The 20914-nt window shown below is 68.0% G+C and carries 20 protein-coding genes; 16 read left to right on the top strand and 4 right to left on the bottom strand.

All coding sequences use genetic code 11. The features are described from left to right. The first annotated feature begins 35 nt into the window (after positions 1–35). Entirely contained in the window at positions 36–782 is a 747-nt protein-coding gene (locus AC50YC_RS18455) for a DUF5998 family protein (RefSeq protein ID WP_494954741.1), read from the top strand. A 16-nt stretch (positions 783–798) separates the two neighbouring features. Then, positions 799–2010 carry an alkaline phosphatase family protein gene (locus tag AC50YC_RS18450; protein WP_494954740.1) on the top strand — a complete coding sequence of 404 codons (1212 nt, stop codon included), beginning with the start codon at positions 799–801 and terminating at the stop codon, positions 2008–2010. Positions 2011–2064: 54 nt separating this feature from the next. On the opposite strand, the gene sepH is transcribed toward AC50YC_RS18450, so the two are convergent. Continuing rightward, positions 2065–3426 carry a septation protein SepH gene (gene sepH / locus AC50YC_RS18445; RefSeq protein ID WP_494954739.1) on the bottom strand — a complete coding sequence of 454 codons (1362 nt, stop codon included), beginning with the start codon at positions 3424–3426 and terminating at the stop codon, positions 2065–2067. Between the two features lie 356 nt (positions 3427–3782). On the opposite strand from sepH, the gene AC50YC_RS18440 reads away from it, so the two are divergent. Next, positions 3783–4082, top strand: coding sequence for a DUF4193 domain-containing protein (locus tag AC50YC_RS18440; RefSeq protein WP_494954738.1), 300 nt, complete (start codon positions 3783–3785; stop codon positions 4080–4082). Here AC50YC_RS18440 and AC50YC_RS18435 read toward each other — a convergent pair. Further along, the gene (locus tag AC50YC_RS18435; RefSeq protein ID WP_494954737.1) at positions 4079–4564 is read right to left on the bottom strand and encodes a DUF3093 domain-containing protein; all 486 of its coding nucleotides are present in this window, start codon (positions 4562–4564) and stop codon (positions 4079–4081) included. The two genes, AC50YC_RS18440 and AC50YC_RS18435, sit on opposite strands and share 4 nt — an antisense overlap. A 119-nt stretch (positions 4565–4683) precedes the next feature. Between AC50YC_RS18435 and dut the strand changes: the two genes are divergently transcribed. From dut to AC50YC_RS18415, 4 genes are all read left to right on the top strand, one after another. Further along, positions 4684–5214: a dUTP diphosphatase gene (gene dut, locus AC50YC_RS18430; protein ID WP_494954736.1), complete on the top strand. Its 531-nt coding sequence runs from the start codon at positions 4684–4686 to the stop codon at positions 5212–5214. Between the two features lie 166 nt (positions 5215–5380). Beyond that, the gene (locus AC50YC_RS18425; RefSeq protein ID WP_494954735.1) at positions 5381–6112 is read left to right on the top strand and encodes a DUF3710 domain-containing protein; all 732 of its coding nucleotides are present in this window, start codon (positions 5381–5383) and stop codon (positions 6110–6112) included. Continuing rightward, positions 6105–6539: a hypothetical protein gene (locus AC50YC_RS18420; protein ID WP_494954734.1), complete on the top strand. Its 435-nt coding sequence runs from the start codon at positions 6105–6107 to the stop codon at positions 6537–6539. The genes AC50YC_RS18425 and AC50YC_RS18420 overlap by 8 nt, the downstream gene beginning before the upstream one ends. After that, complete coding sequence (locus tag AC50YC_RS18415; RefSeq protein ID WP_494954733.1) at positions 6536–7318, top strand: DUF3159 domain-containing protein; 783 nt, start codon at positions 6536–6538, stop codon at positions 7316–7318. Before AC50YC_RS18420 ends, AC50YC_RS18415 begins: the two co-directional genes overlap by 4 nt. Before the next feature lie 71 nt (positions 7319–7389). Here the strand turns inward: AC50YC_RS18415 and AC50YC_RS18410 are convergent, their stop codons facing one another. Together AC50YC_RS18410 and AC50YC_RS18405 are read right to left on the bottom strand one after the other, a co-directional pair. Further along, positions 7390–8130, bottom strand: a complete 741-nt coding sequence (locus tag AC50YC_RS18410; protein WP_494954732.1) for a potassium channel family protein — start codon at positions 8128–8130, stop codon at positions 7390–7392. Then, positions 8131–8802 carry a potassium channel family protein gene (locus AC50YC_RS18405; protein WP_494954731.1) on the bottom strand — a complete coding sequence of 224 codons (672 nt, stop codon included), beginning with the start codon at positions 8800–8802 and terminating at the stop codon, positions 8131–8133. 142 nt (positions 8803–8944) lie between these two features. On the opposite strand from AC50YC_RS18405, the gene AC50YC_RS18400 reads away from it, so the two are divergent. The 9 genes from AC50YC_RS18400 to AC50YC_RS18360 all read left to right on the top strand — a co-directional run bounded on the left by AC50YC_RS18400 (position 8945) and on the right by AC50YC_RS18360 (position 20896). Next, positions 8945–10921, top strand: a complete 1977-nt coding sequence (locus AC50YC_RS18400; RefSeq protein ID WP_494954730.1) for an APC family permease — start codon at positions 8945–8947, stop codon at positions 10919–10921. Then, positions 10918–12264 carry a class I SAM-dependent RNA methyltransferase gene (locus tag AC50YC_RS18395; protein WP_494954729.1) on the top strand — a complete coding sequence of 449 codons (1347 nt, stop codon included), beginning with the start codon at positions 10918–10920 and terminating at the stop codon, positions 12262–12264. Before AC50YC_RS18400 ends, AC50YC_RS18395 begins: the two co-directional genes overlap by 4 nt. A 170-nt stretch (positions 12265–12434) precedes the next feature. Further along, entirely contained in the window at positions 12435–15248 is a 2814-nt protein-coding gene (locus AC50YC_RS18390; protein ID WP_494954728.1) for an aconitate hydratase, read from the top strand. Between the two features lie 161 nt (positions 15249–15409). Then, positions 15410–17383, top strand: a complete 1974-nt coding sequence (dxs, locus tag AC50YC_RS18385; protein ID WP_494954727.1) for a 1-deoxy-D-xylulose-5-phosphate synthase — start codon at positions 15410–15412, stop codon at positions 17381–17383. Next, the gene (locus tag AC50YC_RS18380) at positions 17380–17925 is read left to right on the top strand and encodes a DUF402 domain-containing protein (RefSeq protein ID WP_494954726.1); all 546 of its coding nucleotides are present in this window, start codon (positions 17380–17382) and stop codon (positions 17923–17925) included. Before dxs ends, AC50YC_RS18380 begins: the two co-directional genes overlap by 4 nt. Next, positions 17922–18479 carry a hypothetical protein gene (locus AC50YC_RS18375; protein WP_494954725.1) on the top strand — a complete coding sequence of 186 codons (558 nt, stop codon included), beginning with the start codon at positions 17922–17924 and terminating at the stop codon, positions 18477–18479. The genes AC50YC_RS18380 and AC50YC_RS18375 overlap by 4 nt, the downstream gene beginning before the upstream one ends. Positions 18480–18547: 68 nt before the next feature. Beyond that, positions 18548–18766, top strand: a complete 219-nt coding sequence (locus AC50YC_RS18370; protein WP_494954724.1) for a helix-hairpin-helix domain-containing protein — start codon at positions 18548–18550, stop codon at positions 18764–18766. A gap of 48 nt (positions 18767–18814) precedes the next feature. After that, on the top strand, positions 18815–19792 hold the full coding sequence (locus tag AC50YC_RS18365) for an aldo/keto reductase (protein ID WP_494954723.1): 978 nt from the start codon (positions 18815–18817) through the stop codon (positions 19790–19792). 72 nt (positions 19793–19864) lie between these two features. After that, positions 19865–20896 carry a nucleoside hydrolase gene (locus AC50YC_RS18360; RefSeq protein WP_494954749.1) on the top strand — a complete coding sequence of 344 codons (1032 nt, stop codon included), beginning with the start codon at positions 19865–19867 and terminating at the stop codon, positions 20894–20896. Positions 20897–20914: the final 18 nt, after the last annotated feature.

The following is a 20914-nucleotide window of genomic DNA, read 5'->3' as shown; positions in this document are numbered from 1 at the left end:
AGCATGTCCCCAGCCGATCTGTGAAAATGGAGACCATGAGCTTTCAGTCTCCGACACCCAAGCCCCAGGCGACCGTCTCCGGACGCCCGGGCGGCGCGAACCACCACGGCCTGCATGACCACAGCGCGCAGGGTCAAAGCCTGGAAGGGGCCCTCCAGCAGGCCGGTTTCTACCCCCGGCTCGTGGCGGACGTCGTCGCCGACGCCCTCGACGGGCGCGACTGCGTGGCCCACCTGGTGCACCTGGAGACACACTTCGACCGCGCCGAGGTCCGCCGCCACATCACCGTGCTGGTCCTGACCCAGGACATGCTGGTCATCACCCACGTGGACGACCAGCAGCTGGACGAGGCGGGGGAGCAGACCGTCGCGCAGGTCTCCACGGAGTCCGTGCCCGTGACGCAGATCCGCTCCGTTGTGCTCAGCTATGTGTACGCGCAGCCCCAGGACTACAAGTCCTCGGATCCGGTCCGCGAGCTGACCCTCTCCATCGCCTGGTCCGGCGGCCAGCGCCTCGACATGGGCCCGGCCAGTTGCGGCGACCCGCAGTGCGAGGCCGATCATGGCTACAGCGGCACCATCGCGCAGGAGGACATCGTGATCCGGATCAGCGCCGAAGCCGACGGCCTGCAGGCTGTCCAGGACGCCAAACTGTTCGCCCGTGCCCTCCGTGCCGTCAACACCGGATCCACCGCCCCGGTGCCGCATACCGGCCCCGGCCTGCCGCCGCGCCCGCGGATGGGCGTCTTCGGAAGCCGCGCCAGCCGCGGCCACCAGCGCTGAGATGACGTCGGTCCGCATGCCCGAACCGTTGTCCTCCGCCCCGGCGCTCCCGCAGAGCCTGCCCGCAGCCCCGGCCTTCGGAGACCGTTCCATCGCCGAGGTCCTCACGAGCGCCGCGGCCAGCGTGGGTGTTCCCGGCTTCGAGAACCGCCTCAAGCTGCCCGCGGCCAAGCGCATCTGCGTCGTGCTCGCCGACGGTCTGGGCCGCAACCTGCTCAAGCAGAAGTCGGCGCATACGCCGTTCCTGCGCGCCGTGATGCAGTCCGGCCAGGGGCAGGTGCCGGTCTCGCTGGACTCGGCCTTTCCGTCCACCACCGCAGCGTCCCTGGCCAGCTTCGGCACCGGACTCGCGGCCGGGCAGCACGGCATGGTGGGCTACGACGTGCTGGACCCGGACCAGGACCGGGTCGTCAACATGCTGGGCGGCTGGGACGCCGGCGTCGATCCGGAGCAGTGGCAGCCGTTCCCCACCGTTTTCCAGCGGGCCGCCGAGCACGTGGAGGTCACCACTGTCAGCCTCCCGCAGTTCAGCGACTCCGCCATGACCCGGGCCGCGCTCCGGGGCGGCCGCTACGCCACGGCCACCACCTCGCACGCCAGGACCGCGGCCGCCGCCGAGGCGATGGCCGGAGCCGGACGGTCGCTGATGTACTTCTACGTCAACGAACTGGACAAAGCCGGGCACCGCCACGGCTGCCAGTCACCGCAGTGGGAGCACCAGCTCGAGGAACTCGATGCCACGGTAAAACGGCTCAGCGCGACTCTGCCGGCAGGCACCACGATCCTGCTCACGGCCGACCACGGCATGCTGGACGTGCCGGTATCCCAGCGGATCGACTACGCGGCCGACCCTGCCCTCGTCGCCGGCGTCCGCCACACCGCGGGCGAGCCGCGGATGGTCCACCTCTATCTGGAGGAGTCGGAAGGCGAGTCCGGCCGGGTGCGGCTGCTGGAGGCCTGGCGGGCGCGTTTCGGCGACCGGATCTGGGCGTTCACCCGGGAGCAGGCCATCGCCGCGGGGCTGTTCGGTGAAGTCCGGGTAGAAGTCGGCCCGCGGATCGGCGACGTGATGATCGCCGCCAGGGACGCCCTTGCCTTCTATGACACCCGCCGTGTCCGGCCAACGGCCCTTGAAGTCGTAGGCCAGCACGGTTCGCTGACGAAAGCCGAACGCGAAGTCCCGCTGTTGTGTTTCCAGGCCGACGGAAAAAGGGCCCCCCGCGCCTGACTGCGCGTGAAGGGCCCTGAAGCGCGTTGCCGCACCTGGAATCCGCGGCGAGGGTTAGTCCCCGCGGGCTCCGAAGACGATGTCATCCCAGCTGGGAATGCTGGAGCGCTTCGGCTTCGCCGGCTGGCGTTCGGGCTGCTCCGCATCGCGGTCTTCATCCCGGGCGGCGGCGGGGGTCTCACGCTGCTGGCGCCGCGGGGTTCCGCCGCCCAGCAGTTCGTCCAGCCCCGGGCTGGGGGGAGGGCCCTGCCGTACCGCGGGCCGCAGCTGCGAGGCCGCGATGGTGATTTCCCGGGTATCGGTACTGACTCCGTCATGCAGTTTCAGCGTGTCGGCCGGGACCTCCTCCTGGCGGGGAGCCAGGGTGAGCCTTGACATGATGGAGGGCCTGCCGTCGCGGCGGCGTTCCCAGGGGTCGGTGGCCGATCGGGATTCCGGGTCCACAGCATCCGGGTGCTCCGGCTCCCTTGTCCCGGTCCCGGGACCGGCGGGTTCCAGCTCGGCCGGCACTTCTGCGGGGACCTCGGAAGGGCGCGGATGGGCCGCGGGAACACCGTTGGTCAGCAGCGTGGCGAGGGCGTCGTCGGCGTCTTCGTCCACTCCGAGGCGCTGCCCGCGGCGGGAGCGCAGCATGTCGAGCAGACCGTCGGATTCCTGTTCCTGCTGCAGCTGGAGCTGCTGGACCACCTGGAGCTGGGCGGTCGCCGTGCGGGCGGCAGCGTCGGCGTCGGTTTCAAAATCGAAGGGCCGGTCGGAGACGGCGGTGAGCCGGCGGGCCGGGAGGGGACCGTCGAGGGGCTCGAGTTCGCTCAGCTGCTGGGCCCAGCGGTTGGCGTTCTGCAGGGATTTCCGCGCCGGGCTGAAGGTCCACATGGCCGGCGGTTCCTCGCCGATGCCGGCCGGGCCGCCGGGTGCCGCCTCGAAGCGGGCCACTACATTCCAGCTGCCGTCCGGGCGCCGCCAGGAGTCCCACTCCAAGGTGGCGGCATCAATGCCGTGCGCGCTGAGCCGGTGGGCCACCATCTCGCCGAGCGAGGCGGGCTGGTCTCCGAATACCGAGCGGTACACGTCGTGGCCGGGGGCGGGGGCGGCGACTTCCACCTTGCGGGCCTGCTGGGCGACGTGCTCGCGCTCGGCGAGTACCGGACCCTCGTAGCGCTGGACTTTCGCGAGCGGAATTCCGGAGAGCTCCGCTACTTCGGCCGCCGTCGAGCCGCTGCGGATCCGCGCCTGGATATCGCGCGGAGACATGGCAATGGGCGCGGCGACCGCGCCGGAGGCGGCCTTGGCCGACGTCCGGCTGGCTGCCACCCGAAGTGCTTCATCGATTGGCAGCTGGAACATCTCGCCGCCGGTGCCGCTCAACAGGAGATGCTCCCCGTCGTCGTGGACGCCTACAAGCCGTAGATCCTGCATACAAATCCTCCACCCTGGCATTACTAACAATCGAAACTCTGCCACCGATGCGGGCGAAATCCGGTGAGGACGGAGGGCGCGCCGTCATTTTCCGCGAATTTCCGGCACTTTCCGGCGCCTCAACCGGTCCGGTGCCGACCCAGTCCCGGACTCGGGGGCCTGGGGTCCCTGCCGCGGACCAGAGGACTCTGGCTTTCACTGGGCGCTTAAGCAAAAATGACCCGACATCGGGCACAAAAACCGCGTGTCCGGCGTTGACACCGGAGAACCGCACCCGGAGCCCAGGGCTACAGCCTCTGGGGACCCGCCGGGACCGGCGACCCATCCGAACGACTGCGGAGTGTGAGCAACAAATCATGGCGACTGACTACGATGCGCCGCGCAAGACCGAGGAGGACCTCAGCGAGGACTCGCTAGAGGCGTTGAAAGCGCGGCGTACGGAAAAGCCTTCCGCAGTGGTCGATGAAGACGAATCGGACCTTGCGGAAGGCTACGAACTCCCCGGTGCGGACTTGTCCGGGGAGGAACTGCTGGTCCGGGTCCTGCCGGCCCAGGCCGACGAGTTCACCTGTGCCTCCTGCTTCCTCGTCCGCCACCGTTCGCAGATTGCCCGCGAAAAGGATGGCTATAAGTACTGCAAGGACTGCGAGGGCTAGGAGTTCAGTGCGGCGAGCAGCTCGTCCGGGTGCCGCGTGGACGTGAGCCAGTAGGGGGTGCGGTCGGAGGGATCGGTGATCTCGATGCGGACCACCGGGTCGATCCATCCGCGGATGCACAGGAACGCCAGGCCGTTGAGGCGGGTGCCGCGTTCCGCGGTCGCTTCCTGGCCCCGGAAGGCGGACGCGGTGCCGACGAAGCGGCGTTCGATCGTGGCGCGGCCGACGCGCAGCGCGGAGCCGGTGACCGTGATGGCGGGGGTCGAGAGGACCAGCAGTACGGCGAGGATCGTGAACAGGACGACGGCCGCGGTGAGGCCGGCCGCCAGGCTGATGGGGGCGAACACCAGAATCCCGGCGCCTGACAGTCCCGCCGACACCAGCCAGATCCAGAAGTTCGGCCAGAGCTTCTCGCTGTAGAGAACGGTGTCGTCGCTGGGGGTGCTGTTGGGGGCAGGCACGGCTGCACTGGATTCGGGCATAAGCCCAGCTTTCCACTTTTCCCGGGCTATTTCACCTTGGCGGCAGAAGCGGGTGCGGGGTCCGCGCCCGCCCGCCGCGGCTAGGCCGATCTTCCCGGCGGGCGTTAGAGTGAGGGACTGTGACTGAAGAAACGACTGCAGTGGACGCCGCCGACGCGGCACAGCCGGAAGCACAGCCAGCGGCAGAGCATGGGACCCCCACCCTGACGGTGCAGCTGAAGATGCTCGACGACGGCCTGGAACCGCCGTCGTATGCGCACCCGGGCGACGCCGGAGCGGATCTGCGCTCCCGCGAGGACGTGGTGCTGGAACCGGGGGAGCGCCGGTTGGTGCCCACCGGTGTGGCCATTGCCCTCCCGGACGGCTTTGTGGCCCTGATCCACCCGCGGTCCGGACTCGCGACCAAGCACGGGCTGACCGTGGTGAACGCCCCCGGAACCGTCGATGCCGGCTACCGCGGAGAAATTGCGGTGACGCTGCTGAATACGGACCGCCACCACGCGATTGAACTCAAGCGCGGCGATAGAATTGCACAAATGGTTATTCAGCGCGTGGAGTACGCCCGGTTCCTTCCGGTCCAGGAACTGAACGGCTCGGTTCGCGGCGGTGGAGGCTTTGGTTCCACCGGCGGCTTCGGCGCGCCGGTCTGACCGTACGCCGGCCAGACCGCAGTATTGCAGTGACTTATGAGCAGGACCCATAAGCAGGACGTATCAGCCGGCCGCTGTTTCTGCAGGAGTGCAGAATGAGGCAGCAGGCGCCCTGCGGACCCGGCGCAACGCGGCGGCAGGGAATCACAACAAAGGAGACAAACCCATGGTTTTTGGGCGTGGCAGGAAAGCCAAGCAGGAACAGCTGACAGACTCCGGGGAAACCCAGGAGGACATCACTGACGCCTCCGCCGATGACACTGCCGGGACGTCCGCCGCTGCCTCCGTCCGCGGTGCCTCGGGTCCTTTCGACGTCTCCGAAATCGAGGACCAGGAGGGCTATGTGGACCTCGGGGCTCTCCTGATTGCTCCCGCCGAAGGCCTGCAACTGCGTCTTGAGGTCGAGGAAGCCACCCAGCGGGTCGTCGCCGTCACCATGGACCTGAACGGCTCCAGCCTCCAGCTCCAGGCTTTCGCGGCTCCCCGCTCCGAAGGGCTGTGGGACGAGATCCGTGAGCAGATCGGCCAGTCGGTGGGAAGCCAGGGCGGCCAGATCGAGGAGGTCCAGGGCGGTTTCGGCACCGAGCTGCTCGCCAAGCTCCCGGCCAGCGGCACTGACGGAAGCCACGGCTACCGCGTTGCCCGCTTCATCGGCGTCGACGGTCCGCGCTGGTTCCTCCGCGGTGTCCTCGGCGGCGAGGCCGCTGTGGACCGCGACGCGGCCGCCGGCCTAGAGGGGCTGTTCCGGCAGATCGTGGTGGTGCGCGGGGAGAACCCCATGCCGCCGCGCGACCTGCTGCAGCTCCGCCTGCCGAAGGACAACGCCGTGCCCGCACCGCAGTCCGCCCCGGACCTCGGGCAGCCGGAACGTGGACCGGAGACTACCCAGATTGGCTAATGCCCCCCGCCAGGATCCGTCCTCCTCTGTCTCCGTGAGGGGGTTGCCGGATCGTGGCCGCGTGTTGTGCCACGGCTACATCGAGTCGGTCACCTACGCACCGGCCAGCCAGGTGGCCGCCTTCACCGCGGTCGTCGTCGACCACGATTTGCCCAAAACCCGCGGTGCCAAAGCGGTCCCTGCCGGATCCGTCACCCCGGCCGCCGTGCCCGCCGCTGCTAGCGCCGTGCCCGCCGCCGGCCGGCAGCGGCAGCGGTCCGCCGTACCGAAGGACCGGCTCAGGGTGGTCTGGCTCGGACGGCGCCGCATCCCGGGGATCGACGCTGGCACGGAACTCCGCCTGCAGGGCATGGTCACCGTGCGCGACGGCCTGCCGACCATGTTCAATCCCCGCTACGAGATCGTGTCCCGCCAGGAGGAACAATGACCGTGCCCGAGAAGCCCGAGCCCGCTGTTCCGCCCGCCGCTGTTCCGCCCGGCGCAGCCCAGCCCGGCGCAGCCCAGCAGGGACCGGGCCAGGAGCCCGCCGCAGCCCAGCCAACGGTGGCGCAGCTCGCCGAAGGCTACGCGGCCAAGGCCGGGCTGCACCGGTCCGGCAGCGGCAACATCGACGTGCTCAAGAGCGCCGGCGGGATCCAGGGCATCGCCGAAAGCATCCTCCCGGGCCTGGTTTTCCTGGTCACCTTCACGATCACGCGGGAACTGCCCCTGGCGCTGATCTGCGCACTGGCCGTGGCCGCGGCCTTCACCGTCGTCCGCCTGGTCCAGCGCAAACCGCTGACGCAGGCTCTGGCGGGGATTGCCGGCGTCGGGGTCTCTGCGTGGCTGGCCAACAGCACCGGCAAGGCCGAGGACTTCTACGTCCCCGGATTCTTCACTAACTTCGCCTACATCGTGGCGATGTCGATCTCGATTGCGGTGCGCTGGCCCTTTGCCGGGCTGATCTTCGGGTTCATCCGCAACGAAGGCCTGGACTGGCGGAAAGACCCGGCCCGGGTCAAGGCCTACCAGATAGGCACCTGGGTGATCATCGGGGTGCTCGCCCTGCGGCTGCTGGTCCAGGTTCCGCTGTACTTCATGGGCGAGCCCGGCTTCGCTGCCCTCGCCACGACGCGGCTGCTGATGGGTGCGCCGCTGTACATCCTGGGCATCTGGGTCGCCTGGCTGCTGACCAGGCCCGCCCCCAAACCCACCCCCGCGGCCTAGCCTGCGTTGCGCTATCAGTCCCAGTCGTTTCCGGCGTAGCAGAACCACCCGGACTGACAGCGCACCCGGGGTTAACCGTCGAAGCCGTCGTCCTCCGGCAGCGGGTTATCGTGGCCCGCCCGGTCCGGGGTGAGCTGCTCATCATCGCCCTGCGACTCCGGCGAGAGCAAGGCACGCAAGTCATCCTCGGCCGCGATCGTGGTCACGAAGAACAGCTCGTCCCCGCCGTCGATCACATCATCGCGGCTCGGTGTGATCGGCGCCTGGTCCCGCAGGATCGCGACCAGGGTCGAGTCCTCGGGCCAGTCGATGTCGCCCACGGTCAGGCCAATCACATGCGAGTCGTGCGGGACCGTAAACTCCACCAGCGATGACACTCCGGTCTGCAGGGTCAGCAGGCGGACGAGGTCGCCGATCTCCACTGCCTCCTCAACGAGCGCGGTCATCAGCTGAGGGGTGTTGACAGCGACATCGACGCCCCAGGAGTCGTCGAACATCCAGTCATTCTTGGGGTTGTTGACCCGGCCCACCGTCCGTCCGACACCGAATTCTGTCTTCGCCAGCAGCGAGACCACCAGGTTGACCTTGTCGTCGCCGGTCGCGGAGACCACGACGTCGGCATCCTCCAGTTTCGCGTCCTGGAGGGTGCTCAGCTCGCAGGCATCGCCCACCAGCCAGTGGGCGCCGCGCAGGCCACTGCGCCCGATCACCTCCGGCTTCAGGTCGATCAGCAGGATCTCGTGTTTGTGGGCCAGCAGTTCGCGCGCGATCGAGGAACCGACGCTTCCCGCCCCGACAATGACGACTTTCACTCAGGACTCCTTGGCGGGGGACTTGGCAAGAATATGGGCGACTTCGGTGCTGCGGTCCACACCCAGCATGGCGTGCACGGTGTCGCCGTCCTGGTACAGGGTGCCGGCCACGGGCAGCATGCCCTCGCCGAACCGGGTCAGGTAGGCGACGCGGACCCCGGCGGCATTCTCGATCGAGGTGACCGGGTGGCCGATCCAGTCCGGGTTCAAATCCACCTCGGCGAGCACCAGCCGGCCCGAGGGGTCCCGGAAGTCGCCGGCAAGGTGCTGTTCGGGCAGGATCCGGCGGAGCACCTGGTCCGCGCTCCAGCGCACGGCGGCGACCGTGGGGATGCCCAGGCGCTGGTAGATCTCGGCGCGGCCCGGGTCGTAGATCCTGGCCACCACGTGGGGGACATGGAAGGTTTCGCGGGCCACCCGGGTGGCCAGGATGTTGGAATTGTCGCCGCTGGAGACCGCAGCGAAAGCATAGGCATCCGCAACGCCCGCCTGCTTGAGGGTCTCCCGGTCAAAGCCGACGCCGGTGACCTTACGGCCGGTGAAGCCCGTGCGGAGCCGCCGGAAGGCACGGTCGTCCTGGTCGATGATGGCCACGGAATGGCCCGCGTCCTCGAGTGTGTGCGCGAGGGTTGCCCCCACGCGGCCACAACCCATAATCACGAAGTGCGCCAACCGTGCCTCCTGTTGTTCCTGTACTGCTGCTGCGTAAAACTCTACCGGCCACCACGGCCCGGGCAGGCAGCCGGGAGCCGCCCCGACGGCGGGGGTTCCCCGCCGTCATGACATCGCGTCCGAATCGGACTAGCTTTGTGTGGTGCCGACAATATTCAATGCCGTGAAGCGGGTGCTGGTAGGCAGGCCGTTCCGGAACGACAACCTGGCTCACACCCTGCTTCCCAAGCGGATCGCCCTGCCCGTTTTCGCCTCCGACGCGCTGTCCTCTGTGGCGTACGCGCCGGACGAAATCCTCCTGACGCTGGCGCTGGCCGGCGTCAGTGCCGTGGCGTTCTCGCCCTGGGTCGGCCTGGCCGTCATGGTGGTGCTGCTGACCGTCGTCGCTTCCTACCGCCAGAACGTCCACGCCTACCCCTCCGGCGGCGGCGATTACGAGATCGCCAACGAGAACCTGGGCAAATATGCCGGGCTCACCGTCGCCTCCGCGCTGCTGGTCGACTACGTGCTGACCGTCGCCGTGTCGATGTCCTCCGCCGCGACGTACCTGACCACAGCCGTGCCCTCACTGCACGGTCAGCAGGCCGCCATCGCGACGATCGGCGTCGTGATCCTGGCCCTGGTGAACCTGCGCGGCATCAAGGAAGCCGGCACCGTGTTCGCCCTGCCGACCTATATCTTCATGGCCTCCATCCTCGGCATGACCGCCATCGGCGTGTTCCAAGCCGCCACCGGGCAGCTGGGCGAGGCGCCCTCGGCGGCCTTCACGATTGTTCCCGCGCCGGGCTTCGACGAGGGCCTGATCGGCCTCGCCGGCGCGTTCCTGCTGCTCCGGGCCTTCTCCTCCGGCGCCGCGGCGCTGACCGGGATTGAGGCCATCAGCAACGGCGTGCCGAACTTCCAGAAGCCGAAGAGCAAAAACGCGGCCACCACCCTGCTGCTGCTCGGAGTGATCGCCGCTTCCATGCTTGCCGGGATCATCTACCTCGCCAACGCCACCAAGGTGCACATCGTGCTGGACCCGGCCACGGAGTTCCTGCTCAACGGGGAGCGGCTGCCGGAAGGCTATATCCAGAGTCCGGCGATCAGCCAGATCGCCCAGACCATCTTCGGCGCAGCGTCCATCCCCTTCTTCATCGTGGTCGCCGCCACCGGCGTGATCCTCGTCTTCGCGTCCAACACGGCGTTCAACGGCTTCCCGGTGCTCGGCTCAATCCTGGCCCAGGACGGTTACCTGCCCCGCCAGCTGCGCACCCGCGGGGACCGGCTGGCCTTCAGCAACGGCGTCCTGGCGCTGGCCGCCGGCGCCCTGGTGCTGATCATCGCCTTCAACGCGGACGTCACCAAGCTCATCCAGCTCTACATCGTGGGCGTCTTCATCTCCTTCACCATTAGTCAGCTCGGCATGGTCCGGCACTGGGGCCGGGCGCTTAAACTCAACAAGGACCCCGTGGTGAAGCGGCGGATGCTCAAGTCGCGCACCATCAACGGCATCGGCTTCGGAATGACCGCCACGGTCCTGCTGATCGTCCTGGTCACCAAGTTTCAGCAGGGCGCGTGGATAGCGCTGCTGGCCATGTTCGTGCTGTTCCTGATCATGTGGAGCATCCGGGCGCACTACGACAACGTGGCCAAGGAACTCGCCGTGGACGAGGACTCCTCACCGCGGGCCCTGCCCACCCGGGTGCACGCCGTGCTGCTCGTCTCGCATGTCCGCAAGCCGGTGCTGCGCGCCCTGGCCTACGCCCGCGCGTCGCGGCCCTCCCGGCTGGACGCCATTACGGTGGACATCAGCAGCGAGGAGACCGAACAAACAATCGCGGACTGGGAGAAGCTGGAAATCCCGGTACCGTTGACGGTGCTGGCCAGTCCGTTCCGCGAAACGGTGACCCCCATCATGGAGTACATCAAGAACATGCGGCGGGATTCCCCCCGCGACCTGATCGTCGTCTACATCCCCGAATACGTCGTGGGTAAATGGTGGGAGCAACTGGTGCACAACCAGACCGCACTGCGCATCAAAACCCGGCTGCACTTCGAGCCGGGCGTCATGGTGGCCAGTGTGCCGTGGCAGCTGAAATCATCCGAAGAAGCCAAGAGACTGCAGGACATCCAATGAGCTCCGACACCCAGACGCAACCCCACACCGAACTGACCGTCGACGTCGGGCCGGTCGCCCACGGCGGGCACTGCGTGGCCCGGCACGAGGGCCGCGTGGTGTTCGTCCGCCACGGCATCCCCGGCGAGAAGGTCCGGGTCCGGCTCACGGAGGCCGGCCCCGACGCCAAGTTCTGGCGCGGGGACGTCGTGGAAGTCCTGGAGCCTTCCCCCGACCGGGTGGAGCACTTCTGGGACCTGGCCGATTCCGGGCGCTCCTGGTCGCACCGCCACCCGCCGGTGGGAGGCGCCGAACTCGGCCACATCTCCCTCGGACGCCAGCGCAGCCTCAAAGCCGAGGTGCTCGCCGAACAGCTGCGGCGGCTGGCCGGCGTCGACGGCCCGGTAACGGTGGAAGCCGTAGGGGAGTCCGGAACGCCGGCGACGGCGGGCCTCGCCTGGCGTACACGCGCCGGCTTCGCCGTGACCCCCGCCGGCAAGCTCGGCATGCACGCGCACCGCTCGGACACGGTCCTCCCGGTCCGGGAGATGCCCCTGGCCTCGGACGCCATCAACGCCCTCCGGCTCTGGGACATCGACCTGCAGGGCATCGAGCGCGTGGAAGTCGCCGCCCCGGCCAACGGCTCCCGCCCGCTCGTGCTCCTGGTGCCCGCCCCGGGAACCAGGGCCAAGCGGCTCAGTGCAGTCCTCGCCCAGCTCCCCGAGGACGTCTCGGTGGCCAGCTTCGATCCGATCAAGGGTGAAGTGCTGCGGCTGCGCGGACGCACCTACGTCCAGGAGACCGCGTCCGGCCACGACTACCGCGTCACCGGCGACGGTTTCTGGCAGATCCACCGGGACGGCCCGGACACCCTCGTGGGCGCCGTAACCGGATTCCTGCACGAGGGCGGATTCCTGGAACCGGGCGCCGCGGTGGCGGACCTCTACGCCGGGGCGGGGCTCTTCACCGCCCCGCTCGCAGATGCCGTGGGAGTCACCGGGTCCGTGCTGTCCGTGGAAGGATCGCCCGGCACCAGCCGGGACGCCCGCAAAAACCTCCATGACGCAACCCAGGTGGAGATCGTCCAGGGCCGGGTGGAACGGGTCCTGCGCGAGAAAGCGCGCAGGCTCGACGCCATCCTGCTGGACCCGCCCCGGGCCGGTGCCGGCAAGGCCGTCGTGAACCAGCTGGTCGGGGCCCACCCCCGGGCCGTTGCCTATGTGTCCTGCGATCCGGCGTCCTTTGCCCGCGATGTGGGCTACTTCCGGCAGTCCGGCTGGGAACTGGCGGGACTGCGGGCCTTTGACCTGTATCCGCACACCCACCACATGGAGACTGTGGCGCTGCTGACTCCCCGGGGCTGAGGCCACTAGGATGGGCGGAGTAGTCCGACGTCGCGCTCCGTAATCACGGCTGACCTCCTGCACCCTGTACTGGTCCTTGTACGAACAAGTCCGGTTCTAGTTAGGACAACCTAACTAGCAAGGGGTCTGCGGCGCGACAAAGATGAAACTGTTGCGAGAGGAGTCCTGCGATGAGCATTGTGGACAGCTTCGGTTCAAAAGGCAAACTTAATGTAGCCGGTACCGAATACGAAATTTTCCGGTTGAACTCCGTTGAAGGTGCAGAAAACCTTCCGTTCAGCCTCAAGGTATTGCTTGAAAACCTGTTGAGGACCGAGGACGGCGCCAACATTACGGCCGATCACGTCCGAGCACTGGCCGGCTGGGACCCCAGCGCCGAGCCCGACACTGAAATCCAGTTCACGCCGGCGCGCGTGATCATGCAGGACTTCACTGGCGTGCCCTGCGTTGTGGACCTTGCCACCATGCGTGAAGCAGTCAAGGAGCTCGGCGGTGACCCCAAGCGGGTGAACCCGCTGGCACCTGCCGAAATGGTGATCGACCACTCCGTGCAGATCGACGCCTTCGGCAACTCCGGCGCACTGGAGCGCAATATGGAGATCGAGTACCAGCGCAACGGCGAGCGGTACCAGTTCCTGCGGTGGGGCCAGACGGCGTTCGACGACTTCAAGGTCGTCCCGCCGGGAACCGGCATCGTGCACCAGGTCAACATCGAGTACCTGGCCCGCACGGTCATGACCCGCGAAATTGACGGCGTCGTCCGGGCCTACCCGGACACCTGCGTCGGCACCGACTCCCACACCACCATGGTCAACGGCCTGGGTGTGCTGGGCTGGGGCGTCGGCGGCATCGAAGCCGAGGCAGCCATGCTCGGCCAACCCGTCTCCATGCTGATCCCGCGCGTCGTCGGCTTCAAGCTGACCGGGTCCATTCCGGCCGGCGCCACCGCAACCGACGTCGTCCTGACCATCACCGAGCAGCTGCGCAAGCACGGTGTGGTTGGCAAGTTCGTGGAGTTCTACGGCGAAGGCGTCGCGGCTGTGCCGCTGGCCAACCGCGCCACCATCGGCAACATGAGCCCGGAGTTCGGCTCCACGGCCGCCATGTTCCCGATCGACGACGTCACCCTCGACTACCTGCGCCTCACCGGCCGCTCGGACGAGAACGTTGCCCTCGTGGAGTCCTACGCGAAGGAACAGGGCCTCTGGCACGATCCTTCCAAGGAGATCAAGTTCTCCGAGTACCTCGAGCTGGACCTGTCGACGGTTGTTCCGTCGATCTCCGGCCCGAAGCGCCCGCAGGACCGCATCATCCTCACGGAGTCCAAGGACCAGTTCCGCCAGGACCTGCGCAACTACGTGAAGGAAGAGCTGGCCGGCGGAAGCCTGGACGAGGCAATCGACGAAAGCTTCCCTGCTTCCGACGCGCCGTCGTTCACCGCGTCGGGAACGCACCTGACCGACGAGGCTCCGCACGCGCACGGCCCGGCATCCAACGGCCGCCCGTCCAACAAGGTCAGCGTCAAGACCGCAGACGGCCGCGAGTTCGAACTGGACCACGGCGCAGTGTCGATCGCCTCGATCACGTCCTGCACCAACACGTCCAACCCGTCCGTGATGCTGGCCGCCGCACTGCTGGCCCGCAACGCCGTCGACAAGGGCCTGACCTCGAAGCCGTGGGTCAAGACCTCCGTGGCTCCGGGTTCCAAGGTTGTCACCGACTACTACAACAAGTCGGGCCTGACCCCGTACCTGGAGAAGCTCGGCTTCTACATCGTCGGTTACGGCTGCGCGACCTGCATCGGCAACTCCGGCCCGCTCGACGCCGAAATCTCCGAGGCCATCCAGGCCAACGACCTTTCCGTCACCGCGGTGCTCTCCGGTAACCGCAACTTCGAAGGCCGGATCAACCCGGACGTGAAGATGAACTACCTGGCCTCCCCGCCGCTGGTCATCGCTTACGCCCTGGCCGGAACCATGGACTTCGATTTCGAGAACGACGCCCTGGGGCAGGACGAGGCCGGCAACGACGTCTTCCTGAAGGACATCTGGCCGAACCCGGTCGAGGTCCAGCAGGTCATCGACTCCTCGATCGACAAGGAAATGTTCGCCCGCGGCTACGAGGGCGTCTTCGAAGGCGATGACCGCTGGAAGGCACTTTCCACTCCGGCCGGCGACACCTTCGCCTGGGATCCGAAGTCCACGTACGTCCGGAAGCCCCCGTACTTCGAGGGCATGAAGGCCACACCGGAGCCCGTCAGGGACATCACCGGCGCCCGCGTGCTGCTGAAGCTTGGCGATTCCGTCACCACGGACCACATCTCCCCGGCAGGCTCGTTCAAGTCGGACACCCCGGCCGGACAGTACCTGCTGGCCAACGGTGTGGAGCGCAAGGACTTCAACTCCTACGGCTCGCGCCGTGGCAACCACGAGGTCATGATCCGCGGAACGTTCGCGAACATCCGGATCAAGAACCAGATCCTGGACGGCGTCGAGGGTGGCTTCACCCGCGACTTCACCCAGGCCGACGGCCCGCAGTCCTATGTCTACGACGCCGCGCAGAACTACCAGGCCGCCGGCATCCCGCTGGTCGTCCTGGCCGGCAAGGAGTACGGCTCCGGCTCATCCCGTGACTGGGCAGCCAAGGGCACCGCACTCCTGGGCGTCAAGGCTGTCGTGGCTGAAAGCTACGAGCGCATCCACCGCTCCAACCTGATCGGCATGGGCGTCCTGCCCCTGCAGTACCCGGCCGGCCAGAACGCGGCCAGCCTCGGGCTGACCGGCACGGAAACCTTCGCGGTTGAGGGCGTCACCGCCCTGAACGAAGGCACCACGCCGAAGACGCTCAAGGTCACCGCCACCGCCGAAGACGGCACCGTCACGTCCTTCGATGCCGTCCTGCGCATCGATACCCCGGGCGAGGCTGACTACTACCGCAACGGCGGCATCCTGCAGTACGTGCTGCGCCAGATCTCCGCCAACTAGCGGAGATCCCCTCCCGCAGGGGAGGAACAGTTGCCAGGTGCGAAAGCCCCGGCCGGTCCCTGACCTGCCGGGGCTTTTTCGTGCCCAGCGCGTTCCGGCACGAGGGCTACCCCGGAGGCGTTAGAGTTAAAAGGCATGTCTACCACCCGAAGGAGGGGCCGTTGGGAATCTTGGAGACCATCCGGAATCCGCAGGACCTGAGCAAGTTGTCAGAGGCGCAGCTGGATCAGCTGGCAGCCGAGGTCAGGGAATTCCTGATCGGCAACGTCTCCCAGACGGGCGGGCACCTGGGCCCGAACCTCGGCGTCGTCGAACTCACCATCGCGGTCCACCGGATCTTCGATTCCCCCCGCGACAGCATCGTCTTCGACACCGGCCACCAGTCCTACGTGCACAAACTCCTCACCGGACGCCAGGACTTCAGCACCCTGCGCCAGCAGGGCGGACTGTCCGGCTATCCGGACCGCGCCGAATCAGTGCACGACATAGTCGAAAGCTCGCACGCCTCGTCCTCGCTGTCCTGGGCCGACGGGATCTCCCGCGCCCGGCAGCTGACCGGCGACGGCGACCGCTACGTCATCGCCGTCGTGGGTGACGGCGCCCTGACTGGCGGCATGGCCTGGGAAGCGCTCAACAACATCGCCGCGGACAAGAAGCGCCGCGTCGTGATCGTCGTGAACGACAACGGCCGCTCCTACGCCCCGACCGTGGGCGGCTTCGCGGACTACCTCGCCTCGCTGCGCCCCACCATCGATTCCTTCCGCGCCGCCCCGGCCTACGAGGGCACCCTGGACTGGTGGCGGAGAAAGCTGCAGAACGGCGGCCCCGCGGGCCAGTTCACTTACCGCAGCCTGCACGCCATGAAGAAGGGCGTCAAGGACTGGTGGGCACCGCAGGGCATGTTCGAGGACCTCGGGATGAAGTACATCGGTCCCGTGGACGGGCACAACCTCCAGGCCATGGAACACGCACTGGCCACCGCCCGGAACTACGCCGGTCCCGTGATCGTGCACGCCATGACCGAGAAGGGCCACGGCTACGCACCCGCCCGCGCCCATGAAGCGGACCAGTTCCACGCCGTCGGGATCATCGACCCGGAGACCGGAGAACCCACCGAGGCCGGCGGAGCCAAGTCCTGGACGTCCGTCTTCGCCGACGAGATCGCCGAAATCGCAGATGAGCGCAAGGACATCGTCGGCATCACCGGCGCCATGCTCATTCCCGTCGGGCTGCACAAGTTCGCCGCACGGCACCCCGAGCGGGTGTTCGACGTCGGCATCGCCGAACAGCACGCCCTCACCTCCGCCGCCGGCATGGCCTTCGGCGGGCTGCACCCCGTCGTCGCGATCTACGCAACATTCCTGAACCGCGCCTTCGACCAGCTCCTGATGGACGTGGCCCTGCACAAGGCCGGCGTGACCATCGTCCTGGACCGGGCCGGCGTCACCGGGCCCGACGGCGCCAGCCACCACGGCATGTGGGACATGGCCATGGTCCAGATCGTTCCCGGGCTGCACCTCGCCGCGCCCCGCGACGCCAGCCGGCTGCGCGAGGAACTCCGCGAAGCCGTCGCCATAGAGGACGCCCCCACCGTGATCCGCTACTCCAAGGGCACCGTAGGCGCCGAAGTGGAAGCCATCGAGCGGCTCAGCGACGGCGTGGACGTGCTGGCCCGCCGCCCGGCCGGTTCCAGCGACAACGACGTGCTGATCGTCAGCGTCGGCGCGATGTCCGAACTCGCCCTGGACGTCTCCAACAGGCTCGGCGCGCAGGGCATCAGCTCCACGGTCGTGGATCCCCGCTGGTTGCTCCCGGTCCGGAAGTCGATTATCGCCCTCGCCTCCCACCACCGCCTCGTCATCTGCATCGAGGACGGGGTCCGTGCCGGCGGCGTCGGGTCACGGATCCGCCAGGAAATGCGGGCCGCCGGGGTGGATACGGCGCTGAACGAGGTCGGGCTCCCGGTGGAGTTCCTCGTCCACGGATCCCGCAGCCAGGTGCTCGAACGGGTCGGTTTGACCGCGCAGCAGATTACGCACGACGTGGTGGCGCAGGTCCTGGGAACCAAGGTGCCCTTCGCCAGGCCTCTCCCGGGCCAGGAACACCCCAGCACGGGCAGCCTGCCGATCCTGTGAGGATTCCCGATGGACTGGCGCCGGGCGACCTGGTGGTGTCCCGGAACCGGAAATGGAACGGCAAGGCCCACTGGGTGGTGCCCGGCACCTACCTCGGCGAGGACGACCACGGCTGGTGGATTTTCCAGGGAACCAACGAGTTCTGCTCCCGCCCGGGCGCGGCGTTTTACGCCGAATCCGACGCCGTGCTGCTGGTCCCGCGTTCCGGGGAGTTCGTGGCAACGTTCTACGACGAGGCCCATCCCGCCGGCGTCCAGGTCTACGTGGACCTGGCAACCGGCCATGGCTGGAACACGATCCGGCCGGGAGTCACCGAATTCCACCTGATCGACATGGACCTGGACGTGATCCGGTCCGTGGACCGGGGAGTGTACGTGGACGATGAGGACGAGTTTGCCGAGCACCGGATCGAGATGGACTACCCCGCAGAAGTGGTGGACCGGATCAGGGCAGCGTCGGATCAGCTTTACCAGGCCGTCAAGGCACAACAGCCACCGTTCGACGGTACCGACCGTGAATGGTTCAGGAGAGGACGGGCATGAGCGGGATTATCCGGGTTTACAAACGTAACGACGAAGGGGTCCTCGAATTCAGGGAGGCCTGGTTTGACGAGGATTACAGCCAGTTCGTGATGAACCACGGCATCGTCGGGCACCAGAGCAAAACCGACGAGACCGACGTCGCCGACGCCGCAGCCGCGGAAGGCCTGATGGATGCGTTCGCCGTGCAGTGCGCCGAAGACGGCTTCGCCGAAATCCCCGAGGACGAGCAGTTCTGGGTGGTGGCCCAGTACGCCCTGAAGACCAAGGAAGGCACGGACCGCGACCGCTACCTCGAGGAAAAGGCCAAGGACGCCCTGATCAGCCACCTGGCCTGGCGCGGGCTCGGCATTGTGGACCGCTCGGAATTCTCCGATGCCAAGCTCAATATCTTCATCCTCACCCCAGACATCAACAAGGCCGTTAACGCGATCAAGGTCTGCATCCGCGGTGAGGACCTCGACTTCACCAAACTCAGCATCGGCGCCGCAGCCTTCGGCGAGACGTCCTTCAAGCTCAAGCACTCCCCGAAGCAGGCCAACAGCTTCACCCTGTAGTTCGAAGGCCAGTTCCACCTGCGCGATTCACATCAGTATTGGGGGACATCGACTGGAAGGGATTCCACATGGCGCCACAATCCGTTGAGCCGGGCCGGACCCCGCTGCCGCGGGGGATCGCGGCTCCCGCCCGCCGGGCCCTCGCCCACGCCGGGGTGGAGACCCTCGAACAGGTGGTGGCACTGGGCCGCCGTGCCCTGGCCGGGATGCACGGGATGGGCCCGCGGACCCTGGCGCAGCTCGAGGATGCGCTGGACGAACACGGGCTGGAACTTCCCGCAGGCTAGCCCTGGCCCTGCCCGGGGGCCGCTGCCGGCCGTTATAGGCTGAACCCCATGACTGAATACCGCCGCGTAGGAAATTCCGGACTGACCGTCTCCGTCGTGGGGCTTGGCTGCAACAATCTGGGCCGGTCCAATACGGCGACCGAGTCGCAGGAGGGGACAGACGCCGTCGTGCACGCGGCCCTGGACGCCGGAATTACCTTCTTCGACGTCGCCGACAGCTACGGCAAGGAGCCGGGCCTCAGCGAGACGATGCTGGGCAAAGCCTTGCGGGGCCGCCGCGACGACGCCGTCGTCGCGACGAAGTTCGGCCTGGACATGCGCGGGACCAACGGCAACGACTTTGGCGCCCGCGGCTCCCGCCGCTACATCATCAAGGCCGCGGAGGCCTCGCTGCGCCGGCTCGGGACCGACTGGATCGACCTCTACCAGTTCCACACCCCCGACCCGCTGACCCCGATCGAGGAGACCCTCGCCGCCCTCGACGAGCTCGTCACCAGCGGCAAGGTCCGCTATATCGGCCATTCCAACCGTGCCGGCTGGCAGATCGCCGAGGCGGAGTATGTGGCCCGCGCCCGCGGGGGAGCACGCTTCATCTCCAGCCAGAACCACTACAACCTGCTGGACCGCCGCGCCGAGCTCGAGGTCACGCCCGCCGCCGAGGCCTACGGGCTGGGCGTGCTGCCGTACTTCCCGCTGGCCAACGGCCTGCTCACCGGCAAGTACGCCAAGGGCACCGCGCCCGAGGGCTCGCGCCTCAGCCACACCCGCACCAACCTGGTCCACGACGCCGACTGGGACCAGCTGGCTGCCTTCAGCGCCTTCGCCGCCGAGCGCGGCCTGGACGAGATCCAGGTGGCGTTCTCCTGGCTCGCGGCCCAGCCCTCGGTCAGCAGCGTCATCGCCGGTGCCACCCGGCCCGAACAGGTCCGGCAGAACGCCGCCGCCGTGGCCTGGATTCCCAGCGCCGCGGAACGCGCCGAACTGGATGTCATCTTCTCGCGCACGCCCAAGGTCGCACTGTTCTAGATGGACCCGCTGTCACCGGGGGCCACCGCCGGGTCCCGGGCCGGGGTGCCCGCGCCGGCGCAGACCATCCTGATGGATGTCGACACCGGCATTGACGACGCCCTGGCCCTCGTCTACCTGCTGTCCCGGCCGGAAGTCCACCTGCAGGCCATCACCTGCACGGCCGGCAACGTTGGTGCCCGCCAGGTCGCGGTGAACAACCTGGCGCTGCTGCAGCTGTGCGGGCGTCCGGGCGTTGAGGTGGCCATCGGCGCAGAGGTGCCGCTGGAAATCCCGCTGGTCACCACCGAGGAGACCCACGGTCCGCAGGGCATCGGCCACGCCGAGCTTCCGGCGCCCGCGCAGCAGATCTCGCCGCGCCACGCCGTCGACGTCTGGGTGGAGGAAGTCCGGGCGCACCCGGGGGAGATCACCGGGCTGATCACCGGCCCGCTGACCAACTTCGCCCTCGCCCTGCGCCGCGAACCTGAGCTGCCGGTGCTGCTCAAGGGCCTCGTGATCATGGGCGGGAGCTTCTATTACCAGGGCAACACGACCCCGACGGCGGAATGGAACGTCTCGGTGGACCCGCACGCGGCCCGGGAAGTCTTCGCCGCGTACCGCGGCCTGCCGGAGGACAAACTGCCGGTGGTGTGCGCGCTGGAGGCGACGGAGCGGATCGAGATGCTCCCGGAGCACCTCCGGCGCCTCGGCGAGGCCGCCGGGGCCGGGCCGGAACTGGTCCTCCCGGAGCAGCCCGAGGGGCTCCGCAGCACCTCAGCGAGCCCGCTCGTGGCCTGCCTGTCGGATGCGATCCGGTTCTACATGGAGTTCCACCGGCTCTACGAGCAGGGCTACGTGGCGCACATGCATGACGCGTTCGCGGCCTGCGCCGCCGTCGGACGCACCCCGTTCACCACCCGCCTGGCCACCGTCGACGTCGAAACCCGCTCGCCCCTGCTGATCGGCACCACGGTGGCGGACTTCCGCGGGCTGTGGGGCCTGCCGCCCAACGCGCGGATCGTCTCCGCCAACAACCCGGAGCAATGCTTCGAGGAGCTGATTTCCTCCGTTGGCGCGCTGGCGCGGCGGGGCCTGTCCGCCGGGCCGCCCGCCGCTGGTTAGGATGGTAGCTGCGCCGAG

It is taken from the genome of Pseudarthrobacter sp. MDT1-56 (assembly GCF_059383555.1).
The sequence above is the reverse complement of the archived record's forward strand: the minus strand, read 5'-3'. Positions and strand labels throughout refer to the sequence as shown.

Excerpts from the sequence above, each read along its gene's own strand:
- AC50YC_RS18455 (WP_494954741.1), top strand. The coding sequence starts at position 36 with ATGAGCTTTCAGTCTCCGACACCCAAGCCCCAGGCGACCGTCTCCGGA.
- AC50YC_RS18450 (WP_494954740.1), top strand. The coding sequence starts at position 799 with ATGCCCGAACCGTTGTCCTCCGCCCCGGCGCTCCCGCAGAGCCTGCCC.
- sepH (WP_494954739.1), bottom strand. The coding sequence starts at position 3,426 with ATGCAGGATCTACGGCTTGTAGGCGTCCACGACGACGGGGAGCATCTC.
- AC50YC_RS18440 (WP_494954738.1), top strand. The coding sequence starts at position 3,783 with ATGGCGACTGACTACGATGCGCCGCGCAAGACCGAGGAGGACCTCAGC.
- AC50YC_RS18435 (WP_494954737.1), bottom strand. The coding sequence starts at position 4,564 with ATGCCCGAATCCAGTGCAGCCGTGCCTGCCCCCAACAGCACCCCCAGC.
- AC50YC_RS18425 (WP_494954735.1), top strand. The coding sequence starts at position 5,381 with ATGGTTTTTGGGCGTGGCAGGAAAGCCAAGCAGGAACAGCTGACAGAC.
- AC50YC_RS18415 (WP_494954733.1), top strand. The coding sequence starts at position 6,536 with ATGACCGTGCCCGAGAAGCCCGAGCCCGCTGTTCCGCCCGCCGCTGTT.
- AC50YC_RS18395 (WP_494954729.1), top strand. The coding sequence starts at position 10,918 with ATGAGCTCCGACACCCAGACGCAACCCCACACCGAACTGACCGTCGAC.
- AC50YC_RS18390 (WP_494954728.1), top strand. The coding sequence starts at position 12,435 with ATGAGCATTGTGGACAGCTTCGGTTCAAAAGGCAAACTTAATGTAGCC.
- AC50YC_RS18375 (WP_494954725.1), top strand. The coding sequence starts at position 17,922 with ATGAGCGGGATTATCCGGGTTTACAAACGTAACGACGAAGGGGTCCTC.
- AC50YC_RS18370 (WP_494954724.1), top strand. The coding sequence starts at position 18,548 with ATGGCGCCACAATCCGTTGAGCCGGGCCGGACCCCGCTGCCGCGGGGG.
- AC50YC_RS18365 (WP_494954723.1), top strand. The coding sequence starts at position 18,815 with ATGACTGAATACCGCCGCGTAGGAAATTCCGGACTGACCGTCTCCGTC.
- AC50YC_RS18360 (WP_494954749.1), top strand. The coding sequence starts at position 19,865 with ATGGATGTCGACACCGGCATTGACGACGCCCTGGCCCTCGTCTACCTG.